12 protein-coding genes and 2 pseudogenes are annotated in these 21580 nt (G+C 46.2%); all 14 read left to right on the top strand.

The window, feature by feature from the left end; genetic code table 11:
• On the top strand, positions 1-7137 hold a 7137-nt coding region (locus ABN764_RS26230; protein ID WP_446673560.1), incomplete at its 5' end, for a non-ribosomal peptide synthetase.
• A 162-nt stretch (positions 7138-7299) separates the two neighbouring features.
• On the top strand, positions 7300-7557 hold the full coding sequence (locus ABN764_RS26225) for a helix-turn-helix domain-containing protein (protein WP_446673559.1): 258 nt from the start codon (positions 7300-7302) through the stop codon (positions 7555-7557).
• Positions 7558-7722: 165 nt separating this feature from the next.
• Positions 7723-7938 (top strand): hypothetical protein, encoded by a 216-nt coding sequence (locus tag ABN764_RS26220; protein WP_446673558.1) that lies wholly within the window; start codon positions 7723-7725, stop codon positions 7936-7938.
• Between the two features lie 430 nt (positions 7939-8368).
• A pseudogene (locus ABN764_RS26215) lies at positions 8369-9555 on the top strand (IS110 family RNA-guided transposase); the annotation flags it as partial.
• Between the two features lie 242 nt (positions 9556-9797).
• Entirely contained in the window at positions 9798-10052 is a 255-nt protein-coding gene (locus ABN764_RS26210; RefSeq protein WP_446673557.1) for an SLC13 family permease, read from the top strand.
• Positions 10053-10424 (top strand): hypothetical protein, encoded by a 372-nt coding sequence (locus ABN764_RS26205; RefSeq protein ID WP_446673556.1) that lies wholly within the window; start codon positions 10053-10055, stop codon positions 10422-10424.
• A gap of 222 nt (positions 10425-10646) precedes the next feature.
• Complete coding sequence (locus ABN764_RS26200; protein ID WP_446673555.1) at positions 10647-10838, top strand: anion permease; 192 nt, start codon at positions 10647-10649, stop codon at positions 10836-10838.
• A 214-nt stretch (positions 10839-11052) separates the two neighbouring features.
• Positions 11053-11540, top strand: a pseudogene (locus ABN764_RS26195) (transposase).
• 7 nt (positions 11541-11547) lie between these two features.
• Positions 11548-11709, top strand: a complete 162-nt coding sequence (locus ABN764_RS26190; RefSeq protein WP_446673554.1) for a hypothetical protein — start codon at positions 11548-11550, stop codon at positions 11707-11709.
• 660 nt (positions 11710-12369) lie between these two features.
• Positions 12370-12606, top strand: a complete 237-nt coding sequence (locus ABN764_RS26185; protein WP_446673553.1) for an AAA family ATPase — start codon at positions 12370-12372, stop codon at positions 12604-12606.
• 347 nt (positions 12607-12953) lie between these two features.
• On the top strand, positions 12954-14456 hold the full coding sequence (locus ABN764_RS26180) for a TIGR02677 family protein (RefSeq protein WP_446673552.1): 1503 nt from the start codon (positions 12954-12956) through the stop codon (positions 14454-14456).
• A complete protein-coding gene (locus ABN764_RS26175; RefSeq protein WP_446673551.1) occupies positions 14449-15591 on the top strand; it encodes a TIGR02678 family protein in 1143 nt (380 codons plus the stop codon). The genes ABN764_RS26180 and ABN764_RS26175 overlap by 8 nt, the downstream gene beginning before the upstream one ends.
• Positions 15592-15630: 39 nt before the next feature.
• Positions 15631-19719: a TIGR02680 family protein gene (locus ABN764_RS26170; protein ID WP_446673550.1), complete on the top strand. Its 4089-nt coding sequence runs from the start codon at positions 15631-15633 to the stop codon at positions 19717-19719.
• On the top strand, positions 19709-21109 hold the full coding sequence (locus ABN764_RS26165; protein ID WP_446673549.1) for a TIGR02679 domain-containing protein: 1401 nt from the start codon (positions 19709-19711) through the stop codon (positions 21107-21109). Before ABN764_RS26170 ends, ABN764_RS26165 begins: the two co-directional genes overlap by 11 nt.
• The last annotated feature ends 471 nt before the right edge of the window (positions 21110-21580 follow it).

Genomic DNA, 21580 nt, shown 5'->3' with positions numbered 1-21580 from the left:
ACGGAAGCGAAGCTGGCGCAGCTCTGGCAAGAGGTACTGGGGATGGAGCGTGTCGGCATCCGCGATAACTTCTTTGACATCGGGGGCCATTCGCTCCGGGCAATGACGCTTGTATCACGCATTCATCAGACGCTGAATGCGGAGATTCCGTTAAGAGACGTGTTCCGTTGTCCGACAGTCGAAGAGATGGCGCAGGCGATCTCCGGGTCGGAGCAGAAGGAGTATGCAGCCATTCCGCTCATCGAAGCAAAGGACTACTACCCGGTGTCCTCGGCGCAGAAACGGATGTACATTTTGCAGCAGATCGACGGGGCAGAGCGGAGCTACAACATGCCGGGCGTTCTAATACTTGAAGGAGCATTGAATCGCAATCGCTTGGAAGAGGCATTCCGCAGTCTCATTGCTCGTCATGAGACGCTGCGTACAGCCTTTGAGCTGGTCGATGGTGAACCAGTACAGCGTGTGCACCGGGACGTGGAATTTGCCATGGCGTATGCATGGGTACAAGAAGGGGAAGAGAAGGCGCATATTCAAGAGTTCGTGCGGCCGTTTGATCTTCGCCAGGCGCCACTTTTGCGGGTGGGACTTCTCGAACTGAAACCGGATCGCCATCTGTTGCTCTTGGATATGCATCATATCATCTCTGACGGAGCTTCCATGAGCATCCTCACTCAGGAGCTTGTTCAGTTGTATGAGGGAGCGGAGCTGCCGCCGCTACGCATTCAGTACAAGGATTATGCAGCATGGCAGCAAACGGAAGCTCAAAGTGAGCGGATGAGCAAGCAGGAAGCGTACTGGCTGGGTGTGTTTGCGGGAGAAATCCCGGTGCTCGATCTGCCTATAGACGATGCCCGGCCGCCAGTCAGAAGCTTTCAAGGAAATCGACTTGACTTCGTGATCGACGAGCGAAGAAGCGAAGGATTAAGACAACTGGCCTCGCAAACGGGAACGACGTTGTATATGGTATTGCTGGCGGTATATACGACCTTGCTGTCCAAGTACAGCGGACAGGCAGATATTGTCGTGGGAACGCCAATTGCAGGCAGGTCGCATACGGAACTGGAGCCGATTCTGGGGATGTTTGTGAATACACTGGCGATCCGCAACGCCCCAGTGGGGGAGAAGACGTTCCGGGAGTATCTGCAGGGAGTCAAAGAAAATACGTTAAGCGCCTATGAAAACCAGGATTATCCGTTTGAAGATTTGGTGAGCAAGCTGGATGTGCCAAGAGATGTAAGTCGTAATCCGATCTTTGACACGATGTTTGTACTGCAAAACATAGAGCGAAGAGAACTGAGCCTGGAAGGCTTGACATTTAGTTCCTATCCGTTCGAGTATAACTTGGCCAAGTTTGACCTGACATTCAGTGCGGCGGAGGAATCGGAAGGGATTGTATGCGGCATCGAGTATGCCACCTCCCTGTACAAGAAAGAAACGATCGAGCGGATGGCTGGGCATTTCAAACAGGTGATCGATGTCATCGTGAATGAACCGCAGACGAAACTGTCATGGATCGAGATCGTGAGCAAAGAAGAGAAGGCGCAGATTGTGGAGAAATTCAACGATACGGCGGCAGACTCTTCGAGAGACAAGACGATTCACCAGTTATTTGAAGAACAGGTGGAGCGGACACCGAATCAAGTGGCTGTTGTATACGAGGGCAGCCAACTGACATACCGTGAATTGAATGAAAGAGCAAATCATCTAGCGAGAACGCTGCAAGCGGAGGGCGTAGAGCCGGATCAACTGGTAGGCATCCTGGTTGAGCGTTCGCTGGAGATGATTGTGGGTATTTTCGGGATCTTGAAAGCCGGTGGGGCGTATGTGCCGATTGACCCGGAATATCCAGCGGAACGGATTGACTATATGCTAAAGGATTCGGGTGCGAAGCTGCTGCTGACACAAAGTCATTTGGTAGAGCGTGTGACTTTTGCCGGCCAGTGTTTGATGCTGGATGACGAACAACTGTACATGGAAGACGGTTCGAATGTGGAATCGGGCGCGACAGCGGATCATCTGGCCTACGTGATCTACACGTCGGGAACGACGGGCAAACCGAAAGGGGTTATGGTTGAGCATCGCGGTTTGTGTAATTTGAAACAGATGTTTGCAAACACACTACAACTCGGAGAACAGGAACATGTAATCCAATTCGCGAGTTTGTCTTTTGATGCGTCGTGCTGGGAGATCATTCAGGCGTTATTTTTGGGTGGAACGCTCCATATTCCTACCAAATCGACGATTTTGGATCATCAATTATGTAAGAGCTATATGAACGACCATCAAATTACGATAGCAACTTTGCCCCCAACGTATGCAGCCTACTTACAACCAGATGATCTGCCAAGTTTGAAGAAATTGATCACGGCGGGCTCCGCTAGTTCGGTTCAACTTGTCAAGCAGTGGCAAGACAGCGTGATGTACTTTAATGCTTACGGTCCGACAGAAGACTCGATTGCAGCAACGATATGGCCAGCATCTACTGGCGCTTCTACCGGCAAGCTGGTACCTATCGGTCGTCCAATTCTGAACCATCGGATCTATATCGTGGATGAGAACGATCAGTTACAACCGATTGGCGTAGCCGGGGAATTATGCATTGCGGGCGTAGGATTGGCGAGGGGTTACTTGAATCTTCCAGAGCTGACGGCGGAGAAGTTTGTGAGCAACCCATTCGAACCAGGTACGCGGATGTACCGGACGGGCGATTTGGCCAAGTGGTTGCCAGATGGGAACATTGAGTACTTGGAGCGTATCGACGATCAGGTGAAGATTCGGGGTTACCGGATTGAGCTCGGTGAGGTGGAAGAGCAGCTGTTGAAGGTGTCGTCGGTTCAAGAAGTGGTCGTAGTCGCACGGGAGGATGCGGGCGGACAAGATCAGCTATGTGCGTACGTTGTATCCGATCGGAAACTGGCTGCAGGCGAACTGAGAGAACACTTGGCTCAGCGATTGCCGAATTATATGATTCCTGCGCACTTCGTGCAGATCGAAAGGATACCGCTGACGGCAAATGGTAAAATCGATCGAAAAGCGCTGCCGGCGTCGGAAGAAAACCTTCTAGCCGCGGCTGAATATGCAGCGCCCCGAACTCGCGTCGAAGCGCAGCTTGTGTACATTTGGCAAGAAATACTTGGTCTTGACCGTGTAGGTGTACGCGACAACTTCTTTGAAATCGGCGGTCACTCTTTGCGCGCTACGGCCATGGTGAGCCGTCTGCATAAAGAACTGCAAGTGAACGTACCGTTGCGGGACGTATTCCGTTTCTCCACCATCGAGCTGCTGGCCGAAGCCATTGCGGATAGAAAGCAGCAGATGTTCACTGCTATCGAACCTGTCGAAGAGAAGAGGTATTATGCAGTGTCTTCTGCGCAAAAGCGGCTGTATATCTTGCACCAGCTCGAAGAAACGGGTTTGAGCTACAATTTGCCTATAGTGCTGGAACTCAATGGTTCGCTTGACCGGCAGCGGTTTGAATCCGCGCTTCACAAGCTTATTGCCCGTCACGAGACGCTGCGCACAAGCTTTCACATGGAAGAAGGCAAGCCTGTACAATGTGTGCATCATGAGGTTGGCTTCACTCCGGAATATGTGCAAGCAAGCGAATCGGAAGCCGCGGAAGCCGTTCGGACATTTATTCGCGCCTTTCATCTTGAGCAGCCTCCGATCTTACGCGTCGGGCTGATAGAGCTTACGTCTGAACGCTATTTGTTCGTGCTCGACATGCATCACATCATTTCCGATGGCGTATCGATAGGCATTTTGGTTGATGAATTTGCTCGCTTGTATGAAGGGGAAGAACTTCCGCCTCTGCGTATTCAGTACAAAGACTACGCGGCATGGCAGCAGTCCGAGACGCAAAAAAAGCGCAAGCAGCAGGAGGAGACCTATTGGTTGAACAGGTTCAGCGGGCCTATTCCTGTTCTGGAGCTGCCAACCGATTATGTCCGGCCTGTGGTGCAAAGCTTCCAGGGAGAAGCGATGTCATTTATGCTTGGGACTCCGCTCCGCCGGAGCTTGAAACGAATAGCGGCAGAAACCGGAGCGTCTCTGTATATGGTACTGCTGGCGGTATATACAACCTTACTGCATAAATATTCAGGGCAAGAGGATATTGTTGTCGGCACGCCGATTGCAGGCAGATCACATAGCGACTTGGAGTCACTGGTGGGGATGTTTGTAGGCACGTTAGCGATACGTAGCTATCCGGCAGGCAACAAAACATTTTTATCGTATGTAGAAGAAGTAAAAGAAACGATGCTTGATGCATACGAGCACCAAGGCTATCCATTTGAAGAATTGGTCGAGAAGGTGCAGATCAAAAGGGATAGAAGCCGCAACCCAATTTTCGATACGATGTTCGTTCTACAAAATGTGGAGCAAAGAGATGTGCAAATCCAAGGTTTGCACATCCAGCCTTATACAATCGAACATTCCGTAGCGAAGTTTGACCTAACCTTCCAACTGGCAGAGATGGAGAACGGAATTTCGTGCAGCATCGAGTACGCTTCTTCCTTGTTCAAACGAGAGACCATTGAGCGGATGGCAAAACACTTCGAGCAGTTGATTCATGCGGTTACGGCAAATCCGCAGGCACAGATTGCGTCGTTAGAGATCCTAACTGCGGAAGAGCGCGCACAGCTTGCGGCAGGAAATGCGACAGCTTCGGAATATCCTCGAGAAGCAACGGTTTACCAATTGTTCGAGCGGCAGGCGGAAAAAACGCCAGAAGCGGTAGCCATCGTTCATGAAGAAGAGCAAGTGACATACAGCGAGCTGAATGCTCGTTCCAATCGATTGGCAAGGACATTGCGGGCAGCCGGCGTACGAGCGGATCAATTGGTCGGCATTTTGGCGGATCGGTCGGTGGAAATGATCGTCGGCATACTAGGTGTGCTAAAAGCCGGTGGAGCTTACGTGCCGATTGATCCGGAGTATCCGGAACAACGCATTCGTTACATGTTGGAGGACTCCGGTTCGCAGGTGCTTCTCACGCAGCATCATTTACTGGCTCGCGTACAGTTTGAAGGATTGCTTATTGATCTAAACGATCAGGCCGCCTACAGCGAAGAAGAATGGAATCTCGAGCCGGTATCAAGCGCCAACGACCTTGCTTATGTGATTTATACATCGGGAACGACAGGAAATCCGAAGGGAGCAATGATTACTCATCAGGGCCTGACGAATTATATATGGTGGGCGAAAAACGTATATGCTGCCGGAGAAAAGCTAGATTTCCCGCTGTACTCTTCCATTTCCTTCGATTTGACGGTGACATCCGTATTTACGCCTTTGCTTACAGGCAGTCTGATTCGGATTTATAGCGGGGAAGACAAAGCGTTATTAATTGAGCGGATTGTAACCGATAATCAAGTCAACATTGTCAAGCTGACGCCTGCTCATTTACGTTTGATTAAGGAATTGAAGGTCACGCCCGGTTCGAACATCCGCAAGCTGATTATCGGTGGAGAGAATCTTGCCACGGATCTGGCGAGAAGCATCTATGACCAATTTGGTGGAGAAATCGAGATATTCAATGAATACGGTCCGACAGAAACGGTTGTCGGCTGCATGATTTATCGATACGATCCGGCAACCGATACGAGCGGGTCGGTTCCCATTGGCGTACCGGCTGCGAATGTCAGCATCTATTTGCTCAACTCTGATGGCAAGCAAGTGCCGATAGGGGTACCGGGAGAAATCTATATTGCTGGAGATGGAGTCGCGAGAGGGTACCTCAACGGCTCCGACTTGACGGCAGAGAAGTTCGTAGACCATCCATTCGCCCCTGGAAAGCGGATGTATCGCACAGGAGACTTGGCAAAAATGCTGTCTAACGGAAACATGGAGTATTTGGGGCGTGCAGACGACCAAGTGAAAATAAATGGCTTCCGTATAGAGCTGGGCGAAGTGGAAGCAGCTCTGGCGAAAGTGAAGGAAGTGAAAGAAGCGGCGGTCATCGCTCGCGAAAATGAAGCGAAGGAGAAGCTTCTATTCGCATATGTCGTAGCGGATACCGAGCTTGTGGCCGGAGAACTGCGGAGATCCTTATCCAAGCAGCTCCCAGCCTATATGATTCCGACGCGCTTCGTGCAACTGGATATGCTGCCGCTTACAGCCAATGGCAAAGTCGATCGCAGAGGCTTATCTCATATACAGCTCAATGAGCCTCTTCAAGCAAATTATACAGCGCCAAGAAATGCGTTCGAACGAGCGCTTGCGGACATTTGGCAGGAGATTCTCAGCCTAGAGAGGATCGGCATTCACGATAACTTCTTCGATGCAGGCGGACATTCTTTGAAGCTAATTCAAATGATTGGTGAAGCTCGCCGTAGATTGGACGTGGACATCTCGTTTAGTGCCGCCTTCGCTTACCCGACGGTTATGGAACTCGCTGATCACCTTCAAAGCGGAAGCAGCCCAGACGATCTAGCGAAGCAGCCAACTGAAGGAGTGTCCGTGTGGAACGGAAACAATGCAGACGGCATAACCTTGCATTGCTTCCCGCCTATCGTCGGCTTTGGTCAAGTATTCACGATGCTGGCGACATTACTGCGAGATACGGCTGCTATATATGCCTATGATTTTATTAGCTGCGAAGATGTAGCCTCATACTTTGCACAAAGCGTTCATAAGATGCAGCCTCAGGGTCCGCTTTATTTGTTGGGCTACTCTGCCGGAGGTAATCTGGCGTTTGAAGTGGCCAAGCAGCTGGAACAACAAAATCGTGAAGTAGCCGGCATCATTATGCTTGATGCCTACCCAAGAAATTCGCATTCCTTGAACATGATGCAAGAAGAGTACCTGGAGACGCTGCAAGAAGAAATTTCTCTATTTCTTCGTTATGTTCCAGAACTAGACGCAGAAAAAGTTAGACAAAACATAACGGCTTACAACAATTGGATCGATAATATGGAAACGACAGGAGAAGTTCGAGCAGACATTTATCTGATCCAATCGTCAGAAGCAATAGGCGAAGTAGAACGCGGATGGACGTCTTGGAGCGAGTTAACATCGGGACAATTGCACTTCTATTTAGGAAACGGCAAGCACGAGCAGATGCTGGAAAGAGACTATGCTCCAACAAACGCATCGCTCATAAAAGCGATTTTGGAAAAATCCAAAGCTTACAAGTAAAAGAGGTTTACCATTGCATGTAAACGGGTACCCATAGACTGGACACGAAGAAAAAAAGGTGTTCAGGCTGTGGGTATCTTTTTTGAATGAAGAAAAATTAGCGGAAATCAATTACCTACCCTGAGGAATTTAAGTGGTCTGTGTTAATCCCTGAAGAAGTGAGTGCGAAGCAAGAGGCGAAAATTAGTCTTCTTGATCAAATGCCTAAAAGCAGCAAATTCCCGAATAGAGCGGGCTCATTTGGACGAAGAGGCAGGAAAACTCATCAAGGAATCGTTTAATCGCAGAGGATACCAAAAAGGCTCACGCTCTATCAAGATGATCCTAGAGAATGAGTTCAATGTTACTTATAACTTGAAACGAATCCGCAAGCTGATGAAGAAATTCCTCACCGAAAGCCTAATCCGTATAAATCTATAGACTTCACCCGATGGATGAAACATGCTCGAATAACTGCGATTACTGTTATATTGCTAAACTTCATTGCGCAGTTTCAACAGCTCATTATCATTCAACTATTATAGGGTTTGCACTAAAAAAATTTATGTTGGGATTTGTAAAAGAGCTTAAAAATGGAGGCGGATAATGAAAAAGTTAGTTATATCCGCTTGGCACAGCCTTTGGGTACAACATAAGCGAGCGAAAAAGGTATTGACGGTATCCAGCGCCGGCGAGGTAATGAAACAGCAGGGCATTTTACCTGAAGGCAAAATCAATACATCTTATACCCCCAGGTCAACTGGTCGGATTCATATTAGGACCTTTATTGTTTATGCTAACGATATTCTTTTTTCAACCTGAGGGTTTATCAATGGAAGGGAGATCCGTTTTTGCGCCACCTTATGGATTACTGTGTGGTAGATTACCGAGGCGATACCGATTCTGGCTACATCATTGCCGCCACTTATCTTGCTGCCTGTAACAGGAGCGATGAAAGGCAACGACGTCGCTTCTACCTACGGCAATATCATTTTTATGTTCCTAGGCGGCTTTTCGTATTATTAGGTCAGCCAGAATTTCTGGTTGGCCTATTTTTGTAGGTGTATTAAGATGGCGGTAGTCGGGAGAACGTGCGGCTTTTTTGGGAAAACCCGGAATAAAAACTGTTCTCCCACCACCCCCAATGACCATGTTTGAGCTGGTTGGGACTTTGAAGATCCCGTATCACATGCGAAGCTATGGGTTTGGAGCCATCGTGGGAGTGCAGGTGAGTATCATTCAGGAGGTTATTATGGTACTACCGGTAATAGGAATGGATGTATCAAAGGGAAACAGTGTCATTCAAGCTTTTTTACGGAGAAATGAGCCCTATGGGAAAGCGAAACAGATTTATCATAACGAGCAGGGGTTTGAGTGGCTCAGTGTTTTGTGTGCAGAATTAAAAACAAGGACAGGAGCGGAGCCGGTAGTTATTATGGAAGCTACAGGGCATTATCACCGAGGGGGCGTTTGTTACCTGACTCAGAAGGACATTCGTCATATCATTCTAAATCCACTACAGTCCAAGCGAGCAAAAGGAATGGGGCTTCGTAAGGTAAAAACCGACGACGCAGATGCTTGGAGCTTAGCCGAAATGTTTTACAGAGGAGATGCTTTGCCACACCGAATCTGGGATGAGTCGTACACGGAACTTCAACACGCAACCCGCCAGCATGAGTTTGTTACATCGTTATATGTGCAAGCCAAGCTCAACACTAGGGCATTGTTAGATCAAGTAATTCCGGCTTATGAAGGAGTGTTTAGCGACCTATACTCGGCTACATCACTACAAGTGCTGCAGAGCTGTCTGCAAGTACAAATGGATGAGGCGGAGATTATAGAGAAAGTCCTAATAAAATATGCTGGGAGATCTCGCAGTCAAAGCTGGATAAGAGAGAAGTCGATACGAATAGAAGAGTTATTAGGCAAGTGGAAGGAAGAGAGGACAAGTCCTTCTCAAACGGAAGCGCTGAAAGGGATGATTACGCTGCTTCTAACATTTCAAGCCCAATTGAAGCAGTTAGAACAGCAAATGGAGGAGATATTTGTTCAGCTACCAGAAGTGGATTTATTGAAATCCATTCCTGGGATTGGAGAAAAGCTTGCAGCGGCTATAGTGGCAGAGATAGGAGATATTAAGCAGTTTAGACATGCTAAGCAGCTGGTAGCTTATGCTGGACTAGATCCGAGTGTGCATAGTTCAGGGAAATTTACAGCTAACAGTAACCGAATAACGAAGCGCGGGTCAAAACGTCTGCGTAGATCGTTATATATAGCGGTGCAGTGTGGACTTCGGCAGGGAAATAATAGAAGATTAGCATCGTACTATGAACGGAAAAAGAAAGAAAGCAAGTCCTACAAGGTAACAGTGATCGCTTGCGCCAACAAGCTACTGCATACATTTACGCTATCTTGAATAGAGGCCGGCCTTACCAAACAACTTATTCAATTCTAAAAAACTCCACGGCAATGGAGTTTTTTTGCCATGCTCAAAAACCAGTGTATCAGTAATTCATTAAATAACCAAGGGGATAGCTTGACAAACATTAGCTGGTTTTTATCACCATCTCGATGGAAAAGTGGGATTTGCATAAAAGATTAGCACTGTCTATTATTTCGCTCATCGGAACGAGTACGCAGCGCATTTGCTTAGTTTTATGGTTGCGACGGGATTTTTGTCGATGTGGGTCTCTAATACGGCAACCGTCATGATGATGATTCCGATGGGACTAGCGATTACGGCTCAAGTGGCGACTACCTTGGTAGGTAAACCGGATGAAAAGGATCTGCCGAAATTTGAGAAGTCTCTAATATTTGGCATCGGCTATGCGGGCACAATCGGTGGGCTCGGAAGACTTATAGGCACACCGTCCAACATTATTCTGGTCGCCCAGATGAATGAACTATTCGGAATTTCCATCTCCTTTGTCGATTAGATGCTGTTTGCCGTTCCTGTCGTCATCCTTATTTTGGGAAAAATCAAGTTCAAAACCTCAATCAGCCAGCTTCCGGGCGGAAAGGAGTTAATTCAGAGCGAGCGCAGCATGGTCGACCTTGTATTTGTCTTTGCTGCCTTTATGTGGATTACGCGCGGGTTCTTATGGGGAGATGGCGGTTTGCTTGTAACGATCCCCGGCATCTCGGATGGGATGATCGCAATTGCGGCTGCAATACTATTATTTATAATTCCCACTAAAAGTGATACGAGCTCCCGGATTTTGAACTGGAGCGACTCTAAAGATATTCCATGGGGAGTGCTTCTTCTATTGGTGGTGGGCTGCGATTGCCGCGGGCTTCCGTTCCAGTAATATGTCCGACTGGATGGGGGAGCAGCTGATAATGCTTAACGGTTTTACCTGATAGTCATAATCTCATGCGCGACACTATTGATCATGATGATGACTGAGATCACCTCAATCACAGCCACCGCAACGATGATTTTGCTTGTTGTCGCTGCGCTGGCAGTTGCCTTACATATTCATCCGTTCACTTTGATGGTTCCTAGTTCCATGGCAGCGAACTGAGCCTTCATGTTGCCTATCGGGACACCGCCTAATGCAATTATGTTTGGTATGGGAAAAATAAAATTTACAAATATGGCGGGAATCGGAGTTTGCATAAACATATTTGCCACATTGATCATTGTCCTCGCCGTGTATTATTTGCTGCCGATCGCCCTCGGGATCGATTTGAATGGGAGTCAGAAATTTCATACTATGTAAATGAACAAATAGTGAAGAACATCATAAAAACACATCGCCAATGATGAAATGCACCCCTAGAATTCATCGTTAAACCATGGGGTTTTTCCAATGTCTATTCTAAGGGGGTACTTCAAAGAAGGACATCCGGCATGCATCGAATTGGACGTATGAAGAACTGGATGACCGTTTTGTTTGCCCGAATGGCCGGTATGTTCGGTTTAAGAAGTATCAGATGATAAAGACGCGCTCCGGTCTGGAGCAAAGCTTCAAGATCTATGAATGTGAAGACTGCATTATTTGTCCGTTCAAGCCCGCATGCACGAAAGCAAAAGGCAACGCCAGATACACTGGAACACGTTGTGGGAGGAGTTAAAGGCGAAAGCAAAAATAGCAATTGAGGATGACGAAAAATCCGCAATCTATGCTCGACGTAAAGTGGAGGTAAAGAGCGTGTTTGGTCACATCAAGGGGAATTTGTCGTTCCGTCGCTTTTCCTTATGGGGCCTCCAAAAGGTTCACGTCGAGTTTGGGCTTGCGGCTTTGGCCCACAATCTACTGAAAGTGGCAGGCATCCGCCTCGCTTCTTTCCTGCGAAGACAAGCACTGACTGGACTAGCATCCCGGGTTCATAATATCCCATCCTTATGGCACTTCGAGCCGCCAACATGCGAAAAAGAATCAGCGAATCTACTGGGATGCGCAGGGTTACTATTATCATAAGGACGCTTTGCATAGCGAGGTAGAGGTCTATAATACCATGGGCAAACATCTCGGTGTCATGACTCCCGAAGGTGGCTGGCATCCGCAAAAGGGTCAGGACAAGCGGATAACCCTCAAAGCCAGCCAGCAGAAGAATCTGCCGGTTTATTTCTTTCGGAGTACTATTTAACTTACGCGCGGAGTAGGTGCCAACAGCTTCCTTATGCATAAAAGGAAATCTTGCATAATCTGTCGAAATCTATTTTGTAGAATTGAGTCGAGTATAAGGTAGTCTTGTAATATGTGCTCTGGAATTTTTAGAAAATATGGATGCGGTGATCAAGATCCGGAGACGAACAAGGTGAAGCCGAGTATACATGTAACTTTTAATGCTGTGCTCAACTTGATCGTAGGGGGAAATGATTCTGGAAATGCCATTATAGATGCCATAAAGTTGATTTAACTACTCATAGCAATGACTAACTTGAATATAATGACTTTCATATGCCTGCTGACAAAACATTAGAGGAAATAGAACCGATACATTGGAAATCCAATGTTTATTTCGTTTTATTGAGCCGCATGAGGCAAAGAATTTCTTTGAGTGATTAAGTTTCGAAAGTGACGGAGAACAACAAAAATATTATTTGAAGGTATTTTTGAAAGGAATACGCAAAGGAAGACGCGTTTTCTATGACGTTAAGGCTGGAATCGATGATGGGAATCTAGAAGATCAGAATGGCAAGCAATTAATAACGCAAATTAATACGTATCTGAAAGAATTTACGACCAATTACATCACCTTTGAACTCCTTATTTTCCATAACTGACCTAAAATTAAAAACCATCCTTGAAATTAAGTTTGGAGCTCTATACAAATAAATCGGGGCTTGGTTCCCCAAATTTATTATTTATTGCCGTTGAACTATTACTATTAAACCGCGAAAACTATTCGGGACTAAAGATCGCTTTGGTTGAGGAAATAGAAGCTCATATTCATCCACAAGCTCAACTTCGCTTAATTGAATTTCTACAACAGGAGTCAGAGAATTTAGGCATCCAGCTTATTTTAACGACACATACATAGTACAATGCTTGCGTCAAAGGTTTCATTGAAAAAATCTTATTCTTTATAAGAGTGCGCAATGCTATTCGATTAATCTCGGTTCAGATGAAAAGAACTATTTATAAAGCAACAGGTTGGGTAAGTCAGCTTAAGGAGCAGCGTACAATACCTTGCGTTAATATGGCTTATGTTGGTATGACTAGACCAACGCACTTATTATGCTTCGCTGCCACTTACTACGGTTATGAACCTCATATTCAAGAATTAGCGGCCGCAGGTTGGGATATCCTTAGAGTCTTGACAAGTATGTTGAGCCTAAGTCTCCAGAGTAGATACATTCATAACAGTCTTAGAAAGGAGGTTCCCGAATGAGTTTTCTATTACATCCCGTAAAAGAGGCCACATATCTTTCTGCTCCTAAAGCAGAAAGATACCGTCCCATCTGCTACGTTTTCTATCAAAAGTACCGTCAGGAATATAACTCTTACATGTTCCCAGATGAAGTGTATCGAGAATTAGTCACGTCAGAGCAGTTTGGCTCTCACTTTACGGATTACACCGAAAAGGAATTGGAAGAAGACCTCAAGGCGCTCGTGAGATGGAATAACTTGATCGTCCATCAAGACGAATCCCATGCACAGCGGATCGAGGATTTTTATAAACGCAAGAATTATTATGAGGTCACACAATATACCATTTCACTCGAACGTACGCTGGAGGAGATGCAGCATAATCTGCAGGCGATCCGCGGTGGATCGTTCGAGCGCGTTTTGGCGGATCATATTTTAGAAGACCTGACCAAACTTCGTAGGTGGAGGCCTTCGAACAACGGGACGTTGGGAGATATCCGCAATATCTGGCGAGATCTCATGTCCCGATTTGAAGCCCTTCGCAACGGTACTGCCGACTTTTTATCGCACGTAAACAGTGAACCATATGAACGCCTAATTCATACGGAGTCTTTTTTGCCGTACAAAGAAAAATTTGTACGTCTATTAAGCGACTTCGTGGTAGGCATTATGGAGAAGAAAGATTTGATCGAGGAGCGTCTCGGGTTTATCGATGAAAGTGAGATCGAGCACATTATTTCAGCGATTGTTTCTTACGAAGCAGAGCAACAGATTGATGAAACGTTTGAGGCGGAGCTTGCCTTTGAGCGAAGAAGGGCAGAATGGCTCGGTTTTAAAGGGTGGTTCTTAGAGGTCAACGGCCGCAAAGCGAGTTCCCGGTTTCTCATCGAGCAAACCCGCGGCACCATACAAAAAATTGTGCGAATTGCAGATCAAATCAGCGATAAATTCAACTACTTTAAAAGCCGAAAGAATGATTATTTGGAACTGGCCCGTATTTTTGCGAACACTTCGGACTTGCGGGACTGCCATGTTATTGCTGGCGCGATGTTTGGCGCTTCGACCACAAAACACTTCTTAGTCCCCCAAAAATCCGAAGATGATAACACTAAGCATGTGTGGGAGTGTGATCCATTCGAACTGTCGCTTAACAAAAAGACGCCTGGGAACCGCAACGGACGCACCAAACTGCCTGTATACGAAGATCCCTTTGCACAGATGTCTCTGGTTAAGGAACATCTGGAGAAAAAGCGGATGGTGCAGGAACAATTCAACAGCCTGATCAAGGACGGCAAAATTACGTTGGATGAGATTGGTGTCGTGTATCCCGAAGTGCGGGATTTGCTGCTAGAGTTATTGGGACAAGCCATGATTACAAAAGGCTTAAAAAGCCGAACGGAGGACGGGCGCCGATTTTATCTTAGGATACGTTCCAACAAGCGTATTCGCCTGCGTTCCACTGATGGTACACTGACGATGAATGATTACGAATTCGTGTTTAGGGAGGAACAGCATGGATAAAGATTGGTTGGTTCTTCAGGAATGCATTGAAGCTTTGTTTCATTATCACTGGATTCATCGGGATACGCAGGCTGACCTATATTTTCAGATTCTCGCTCGAAAAGCGGATATTGCCGAAATGGTGCGCGAATACTTCGGATATCGTTTAATTCTGCGTAATGAATTTATCAAACTAGAGAAAATTCCCGTCTTGTCAAAGCCGTTTATGGGTATTGGCGACTTTACAACGTCGCTCCACTATATTTTTTTTTGCTGCGTCCTTGCATACTTTGAAGACAAAGGGGAAGATCAGCAGTTTACTTTGCAAAATGCTTGTGATGCTCTCCGTATGTATTATCCTGAAGTAGCCGTTCCTTTCGCCTGGGAGGAGCGTTCGCACCGTAGGGCCTTTGCAGATGTTCTGCAGCATTGCGTGAAATTAAGGCTCGTCTATGTTGTAGACCGTGACATTGACAGGTTTCGAGATGATGAAAAGCATGATGTGTTGTTTCAGACCACGCCATATTTCCGTCATTTCTCACCGCTGTACTTTTTTGATCTAAGCAAAATCCAAAATCGTAGCCAGTTGGAAGAGCATATTGCGAAAGAGATCGCCAATGGCACAACTCCGAGACAGCGGCTTCTGCGCAGATTCTTTTTAGAATCGGCCGTATATGATGACGAATTGTCAGCAGAGGAAGCTAAGCTTTTGGAAGATGAGGAAGAGTTGGAGAAACTGAACGCAATGATTTCAGGACCGTTTGAATATTGGCACCTCGAACGCTACCATCGCACGACGATGCTCACCCATGCAGAAAACCGTTACGGAGACTATTACCCAAAAGATGAGCAGGTTTCAAATGCAGCCGTGCAATATGCAACCCTCATATGGGATAAGGTAAACGGCCAAGAAGTAGTTCTCGATCATAACGGCCGTGTTCTATGTTCGGAATATGAAGCGATCAAATGGTTTCAAGAGATCAAAGAGCTGCATAGCCACGGGTGGACCAAATCGTTTACGGAACGCCCCGTCAGCATCATTTGGAGAGAAGTTATGGAGTATATGTCTGACTTTCATATGGCGGAAGCGCTTACGGATAAGCAGGTTGTATTTTATTCCGCTGCGGGTCGCATTACAGGAGAATACGTATCTTAATCTATATTGACGAGGTGATAGGCGATGAGCACGTTCCATTTGAATCGCTTCGGTCTCTTAAATTTCTGGTATCACGGTGAAACTGTTTTTGAATTTAGCAATGGACGTCTTTTTGTCCGCGGTGCTAATGGTTCTGGTAAATCAGTATCCACTACCATGGCAGTACCGTTTTTGCTTGACGGTGATAAGCGACCGTCGCGCCTTGACCCATTCGGTTCGCAAGAACGGCGGATGATCGATCTTTTGCTCGGCAATAAGCATGTATCAAAGCGCGAGGAAGGCACAGGATATCTCTACATGGAGTACCGCAAAGGAGACACCTTTGTAACCGTTGGCATCGGCTTGAATGGAAAACGGCGGGAAAGCGACAACACCATGCGCACATGGTATTTCATTCTCCGTAACAAGCGCATTGGGCATGAGATTCAGCTGTATGATGAAAAGATTGTAAACGGGGAAGTTAAAAAGTTTCCTCTTACCAGGGCAGACTTGGCGAACCGCATTGACGGGGATGGAGAAGTCACCGAAAGCCAGCAGCGTTATGTGGAGATCGTGAATCAAGCAATCTATGGGTTTAAAACCACGCAGGAATTCAAAGAACTGATCGGCGTGCTGCTCCAGCTCCGAAGTCCGAAGCTTTCCAATGCTGTGAAAGCGAGCGAGGTGTCTAACGTTCTCTCTGATGCTCTTCCAGAATTATCGCAATCTGAATTAGCCCCGCTCTCCTCATCGTTGGAGAGCATGGATAGCCTGCAAGAAAAGAAAACTCGGTTTGGCCGCGAACTCGGTTTTCTTACGGTGTTGGCAGACGCGTACGACACATACAACCAGTTTTATCTATATGAGAAAGCGAAGCATCTCATAGCCTTCGAGAAGCGGGTTGATGAATCTATGAAGCGCATCAAGGATTATAAAATTGCTGAAGCTGCGGCGTTGGCAAACTTAACAGAACTGGAGAGGAAACAAACGGAACAAACTAACATTAAAGAAACTCTCCAGAGAAAAATCGCTTACCTACAAGGTCACCCCCTCTTTACAATGGAGGAAGAGCTAGCAAAGATAAAGGAAACTTTGCAGGAGTTAGAGGACAAACTGCAAGGTAAGGCCGAAGCCATGGAGAAGAATAAAAGACAGCAACGTCAGGTGGAGGATCGGATCAAGCAAAGTGAGGGAAAAGAATATAAAGCTGCCAAAAGTCGCGAAGATGCGCTTGCGGTGATGGAGTCACTAGCGGAGGGGGCCTATTTCTCGCCCCACACCGCTTTGCGTCAGCACTTTGAACACAGCCTAAAAAGTTTCTCAGACGCAGGGTTTAAAAATTGGCAAGAAACCCTTCAGGAGTATCACAGCAAAGTACAGGACATCGCGAGCCAACTTCATTCCTTGCAAACTCGCCTCGAACATGAGGATCAGATGCAGCGACGTGTGGCGGCCCAAGAAGAGCGCGTAATAGAAATCGAGGCAGAGATTCATGACTTGGAGAAAGAAATTGCTAAATGCGCTACCTCATTCGAACACGCCGTTTTAGAATGGGTAGAAGGAGCACGACAATTTCAGGTTCAACCTACCGAGCTTCTCGAAGCGAAGGAAATTTTGCAAGGGATTGGCGACCTTCTGGATGACTCTTCCCCTGAGGCGGTTACGGATTGGTTCAACAGTTTGTATAACAAACGTCTTAGCGCACTTCAAGAAGAGCGAGCAAACCTTACGGCCTCCATCGGCCTTATACAAAAGCAAATTGAGGAAACGGAAACAAAGCTGGAAGAGTTGTCTGCTCAAACGGAGATAGAACCCGATCTTACTGCTTCTGAGGTGGTAGGAATGGAGCGTTTGCGCACAAAGAAGATTCGCGTTGCTTATTTTTACGAGACGGTTGAATTTTTGGATCACATAGAGCCTTCCGTGAAAGAAGCCATCGAAGGCGCTATTACTCGTGCGGGGCTCCTAACGGCGCTTATTGTGCATGAAAGCGATCGTTCAATGGTATCTGCTTCCATGACCGTGGTACAAAAAGGATCTTACAAAGAAGAAAATCTGCTTGCCTATTTGCGCTCGACGCCGACTAACGGGCTTTCTGAGGCTGACATCAGCGCCGTGCTGCAAACCATATCTATTGTTCCTCATGAAGAAGGATATGTGCTTGAAACGGGGGAATTCCGAAGCGGCATGGTCGGGGGGATGGCACCTCGATACGAGGATGCGTACATCGGGAAATCCGCTCGGGAACAAATTCGTGCACGTAGGTTAAGAGAACTGCAAAAGCTGCGTGACGAACTCATAAATAGAAAATGTGATTTGGAATCGGAATGCTTTTCCGTTGAAAATCAACAGCGCCTGCTTCACATGGAGCGGGATATGTTCCCGTCACTAGAAGGGTTAAAAGTTTGCCTTGCCCACTATGAAAACAAGAATCGGGAGCGAGCCGACCAGTTTTCCTGGGTGGAAAGATTCCAAACCGAACTGCGCGAGTATCGCAACGAGACCCAAGTCGCCCGCAATGCGCTCCATTATGCAGCGCTGGATCTGGAGCTCCCGCTTACGCACGCCAGCTATCAGCAGGCTCTCGGCGATATTGCACAATACAAAGAAGCGCTCGCTGAGCTTCGCGTGGTGCACAACGCGTGGCTTGATGCGAATCAGTCATTGTCAGACCTTACATCGGAGATAGAACGTTTGGCAGACGACTATGAGTACCTTGCAGATGAGAAAACAGATCTCGAGCGGGATATCGAGAAGAACAAGTCCTATGAAGAAATGTATCTGAAGAGTATTCAGGCTCTCGGCGATACGGATGTGAAACAGGAAATTGAGGAAGCGAGAAAGGCGACGTTGGTGGCAGATGAGCTGTTGGACTCTTATCGTAAACAAATACAGGGAGTGGAGATTAACATCCACCGTCTCGTAGAAAATCTAGCAAAAGAGCAACCGATGATGGAAGAGAGGCTGCGACTGCTCAATGCGTGGAAAAAATTATACGAAGAGGAGCTGTCTCTCGGTTTTGTATGTTCTCAACAGAGCGCTTCCCAGGTCGTAAAGGCGTTGGAGGAGACGTGTAAGGCACTTTCGGCGGATGTGGTGCTTTCGGCGCTAAAAGAGGCAGAAGGCCACGCGCAGCGCGAACTTATAGATTATAATCTTAAGCCGTCGCGGCGCACGATCTTGCTTGAGATTCAGACCAAAGACAAGGAAGACCCGTACTGGCAGCTCCTTGAACAGCACTGCTCGCGGCAATTCTTGGTCTTTTCGCCCCAGCATGTGGAGAGCACGCCGCGTGAAGTACACAGTGATGTAGATGCTCAACTAAAGCTCATTTCAGGGCATATTCAGGAAGAGGAGCAGAAGCTGTTTGAAAAGGTGCTTATTGACGTCGTTGGTACCGCGATCCATGAGAAAGTGCGGGCTGCGAAGCGCTGGGAACAAGACGCGAACGTGATGCTGCAGCGTGTGACGGGCACCATCCAGATGCGGCTTGAATGGGTTCCTCTCACAAGCAAAGAAGAAGACCAAATTTCGACAACGGAACTGCTGTCGTACTTATCTAAAGAGTCCATTTACTTGACTCCGTTGCAAAAGGAAAAAGTGCGCTTGCACTTCACGTCCAAGATCAATGAAGCCCGCAAAAAGTGCAAGGACGATGCGAGTTTTTCCATGTTTGAAGAAATGAAGAATGCGCTGGATTACCGTAGATGGTTCCGCTTTAACATGTTCATCACGCGCAAGGGCATTCCGGAGGAGCGCTTTACGAACAAGGTGTTCGGGGAGCTAAGCGGCGGGGAAAAGGCGATGAGTATCTACTCGCCTCTGTTTGCGGCGATCGCGGCCAAATATTCATACGCCGCACCTGATGCGCCGCGTATCATTTCATTGGATGAGGCGTTTGCAGGCATCGACAGCGAAAATATTGCGCAGATGTTCCAGCTCGTACACGATTTTGAGTTCGATTATATTATGAACTCCCAGGTGCTGTGGGGCTGTTACGAAACGGTAGATGAACTCTCCATTGCTCAAATTCTTCGCCCTGTGGATTCCCCTGTGCTTGCTGTTGCACGTTACTATTGGGACGGCAAAGAAAAACATCATCTATCGCTAGAGCAAAGTATCGAGGAGCGTTCCAGCAATGCAGGATAACAGACAACTTGTCGAGATATTTCGGCGCAGCGGCGGCTTTGGCCGCCTTTTTGACTTGTATCGTAAAAAGTTTGAAAGCTACGGGGCATTCGGTACGGTGCAAATGCGGCCTACCGAAGAAGAGGAAAAAGCATTGCGCGGTTTTCTTGGTGTTCGCTACAAGGGACCACGTTTCCCAGCCGCCGACTTTGAAACAGCGGCCATAGAAGCAGGATATTTGGTTTCACTGCTTGAATTGTTGGAGTTATATTACGGCCATCAACTTACCACCAAACGCGAACAAAGAGAGTTAAGACTTTCGGCCTGGACTAATCTTTTTGTACGAGTAGAACGAGATTTTATTACCCAATTCAATATCTCTAATACTGAACTTGAATATTTTATTCAAAAGACATTTAACTGGTTTCAAAGATTGAAGGAAGGAGATGCCAAAGGTTATAAGGTTTTGAGAACTGTTTTTAACAGAGGCACAAATGCCTATTCAGACTTGTTAACATGTCTGAGCGCTTTATGGCATTTACTCATGAGAAAAGAAGAAATGTTTGAGAAATGTGGGATTTCTACTGGGAAAATTAGATTACCTATGTTCGCTGCTTATGTTACTGAAGACTCACATGCCTTTGATAAAACAAATTCAATAGGAAGATTATTATGGAGTGCCCTATATGATATAAATAACCTAAGTCTAAAATTAAGTGAAAATGTTGATAACGAAATGACAGTATTACCAGAGTATTTGTTTGAACGTCAAATTTATAGGAATTTCGACGTTCGGGACGATGATCTCAGTTCCATTTCACATGTTTTTGTACCCCATCTAGTTAAAGGGACCTCTCCTCGTACGTTAAATTTACGCGAAATCGAAGAGATGAAGCAATTACCAAAATACTCATCCATATATATTATCGAAAATCCGGCTGTCATTTCTTATCTCGTTGATGAAACCATTCATTTTCTTAAACTAAACAAATTTTCTTTAGAGCAACTTCCTCCAGATTTTCCAGTTTTACTTTGTACTATTGGACAGGCAAGAACTGCTTCTAAAGTATTTATAGAAAAATGTCTTGCAGCAAATCCAAGCTGCGTTCTTTACTATTCTGGGGACCTTGATGTTCCGGGCATTCAGATGTTAAACAATATGAAGGGTCAGTTCTCAGCAGAATTTTACGCTTGGCGTATGGAAACTTCTATATATCGAAACTATGTTGCACCCAAAAGCAAACCTTTATCTGATGCAGACTTAAAAATCCTTCAAGGATCAGAAGGCGGTTTAGAAAAAGAGATGAGACAGATTAAAGCAAAAGTTTATCAGGAATCATTTGGAAAAGAATTGAAAAGTGATTGGATTAAAGAATTATCTTCTGTGATTTCTAAAAATCAAGACCTATGAAAATATTCATGAATAGGCAAGAATTTTAATACTACTTATGATAGTTCTTGCTTGCAATAGTTTAATTTATTCTAACAATTTGGAAATTAGCTTAATTTTTCGATTCTTACCTTTTTGGTTGAGAGTTAGTTGCGGTTGGTGTAAAAGTTTTCTGCCTTAGATAAGATCACAAATCAAATATGTAATAGCAAGTGAATCTCAATCTTGCGAAAAAGAGTGATGGCGGCCCCTATATTGAAAAGTAGGGGCCGCTGTTCTGTTTACATTACATTTCTTTTATTTCTAGAATTCAATCTATAGGACAACTACTCCCCAATCAATCTCCAATCGTTTGTGAAAAATTGATCAAGATCACTAAGAGACCATGGTATTACTATTCTTTAGTCAACTCGGTTGCATGTTTCCATAAATGACAAAGGTCAAAATTTTACCCACACTAGGTCATAATCCATCCTTTGTTCTCCCTTGCCT

The organism is Paenibacillus wuxiensis, from assembly GCF_040195695.1.
In the GTDB taxonomy this organism is placed as follows: domain Bacteria; phylum Bacillota; class Bacilli; order Paenibacillales; family Paenibacillaceae; genus Paenibacillus_B; species Paenibacillus_B suaedae.
The sequence above is the reverse complement of the archived record's forward strand: the minus strand, read 5'-3'. Positions and strand labels throughout refer to the sequence as shown.